The sequence below is a fragment of the Streptomyces sp. NPDC060027 genome (assembly GCF_042737005.1).
In the GTDB taxonomy this organism is placed as follows: domain Bacteria; phylum Actinomycetota; class Actinomycetes; order Streptomycetales; family Streptomycetaceae; genus Streptomyces.
Genome location: NZ_JBHWVI010000432.1, coordinates 1 through 2,035, shown reverse-complemented (window position 1 = coordinate 2,035; position 2,035 = coordinate 1). Strand labels below are relative to the sequence as shown.

The following is a 2,035-nucleotide window of genomic DNA, read 5'->3' as shown; positions in this document are numbered from 1 at the left end:
ACGCAGCCCCTGACCAATCCGACGTAGCTCAACCGATCCCCGAGCCCGCACCCGGAGCAGCGGACGACGTAGGCCAACCCCACACAAGCCAAACGTGTGAACTCAGACCGCACCCCTTGAGCTGCGGCGTGCCGCACGGCATCCCGTAGCGCCTTCCCTCTTAGCTAGGAGCCGTCTCGCGGTTCAGCACCTGCTGGCCTGTCTGATCGACGCGACCGGAGGAGAAGACATTGGGCACACAACGATCCACCGTGATGTCCCGTGCTGCGACCGTGCGTCGTGTCGACGCACTGTTCCAGGCCATGGAGACCGACTTCCTCCTGCGAGAGCAGTTCATCACTGGTCCGTCCCAGATCCTGATGGACTACCTTGCGAGCCCCTCCGTTTCGCAGGAGCAAGCCGCCCTTACCGACCGGCTCATCTACTCGGTGTTCGCCAACCCGAAGCTGCTGCAGTGGTTCCAGGAGTACGTGCACCGTCACACGGACGAGGTGCCCACTGGGGGCCAGTTCCTCGCCGACTTCTGCGAGGCGACCGTCAGCCACGGTGGCCAGGACGTCGTGGCCACCCTGCTGGAAGGGTCTGTGGCAGAAACCGGAATCTACGGGCTCACTGATGACCTGCTGCACTACTTCGTCAACCTCCATGTCTCGCAGACAATCTGCGCCGACAGGGACGGCAAGCCGGACGGGGAGCCGGGGGCGGACCAGGAGGACGTCGGCATCCAGGCCCGAGGCAGCACCCCGTTCGTGACGTCCATCACCTGGACCACCTACGTCCACGTCCAGGGGGACGGCGACCAGGCGTTCAGCGCAGAGTTCGTGCCCCCGTACGCCGCAGTGACCCTCAATGCTCTGGCTCGCTACGCAGTTGAGCTCCAGGCGCGCGACGCCTTCCGGCTCGGGTGATCTGCGTGGGCACGCCGTGGGACGCCGGATCGGTGCTCACCCGCGCGAGGGCGGCTGTCGGTGCCGGGCGTGCGGTGGAGGCGGCGCGCGTTCTCAGCGACGCCCTCCAGGCCGATCCCAAAGACAGGGCGACCCGACGCGAGTTGGCGCTCTTGCTGGTCGCCTCGGAGCGCTGGGACGAGGTGCTGCCGTTGTTGCGTGACGAAGTGCGCACGGGTGCCGAGGGCTTGGCGTGGGCGCCGGATGTGCTCAGGGCGGCCTTGGAACGCAGCGACTTCCCGCTCGCCGAGGGGTGCGCCTCGCTCTTTGCCCAACTGCGCTGGGGCGCATCCTCTGATCCGGCCGGGCGCTCGGCCATCCCGCTGAGCGTTCCCAAGCTGCAGCACGACATCGACCAGATGCACTACCTCCAAAGCTTGGGTGTGCTGGGCACGGAGTACAGCCGGGTCATCGGCGCCTACCAAGCCGTACGCGACCGGCTGGTGGCCAAAGGCCCCGAAGCTCGGGAGCCCCTGGACTGCGATGCCAACCGGTGCATCTCCGACACCTACAACCGCCTGCTGCATGTACGGGACACACCGCGCGTGGCGCGAGCCCTGTCCCGTCGCTGGGATCCCGTAACCGTCGAGGAGCAGTACCTGGCGAACGCACCCGGCGTGGTGTACGTGGACGACTTTCTCACCGAGGAGGCGCTGGGCGAGCTGTATCAGTTCTGTCTGGAGTCGACGGTGTGGTTCGGCAACCGCTATGCCCACGGTCGGCTGGCCGCTCTCATGCACGACGGATTCATGTGCCCTCTGCTCATGCAGATCGCCGAGGAACTGCGAGACGCCCTGCCTCGGCTCATCGGCGACCGATACCCGCTGCGCCAGATGTGGGGCTTCAAGTGCGGCCCCCGAGTACCTGCTGACGTCACCACGCACGCGGACTTCGCCGCCGTCAACGTCAACTTCTGGGTCACTCCGGACGGCGCGAATGCCGACGAGGACTCCGGCGGCCTGGTGGTGCACGACGTCGACGCCCCCTTGTCCTGGGGCTTCGACACCTACAACGGCCGCCAGGATCTGATCCGGCCGTTCCTGCAGGGCCGACGGGCCCGCAGCATGACCATTCCCTACCGGCCGCTG

The 2,035-nt window shown here is 66.9% G+C and carries 2 protein-coding genes; both read left to right on the top strand.

Translation table 11 applies throughout. The annotated features are described in order from the left end of the window. Window positions 1–254 precede the first annotated feature (254 nt). Window positions 255–908 (top strand): hypothetical protein, encoded by a 654-nt coding sequence (locus ACFWBT_RS42730; protein ID WP_385710169.1) that lies wholly within the window; start codon window positions 255–257, stop codon window positions 906–908. A 5-nt stretch (window positions 909–913) separates the two neighbouring features. Then, on the top strand, window positions 914–2,035 hold a 1,122-nt coding region (locus ACFWBT_RS42725), incomplete at its 3' end, for a tetratricopeptide repeat protein (protein WP_385710166.1).

What these genes read in the sequence shown, in the direction of transcription:
- ACFWBT_RS42730 (WP_385710169.1), top strand. Translation starts at nt 255, where the DNA reads ATGTCCCGTGCTGCGACCGTGCGTCGTGTCGACGCACTGTTCCAGGCC.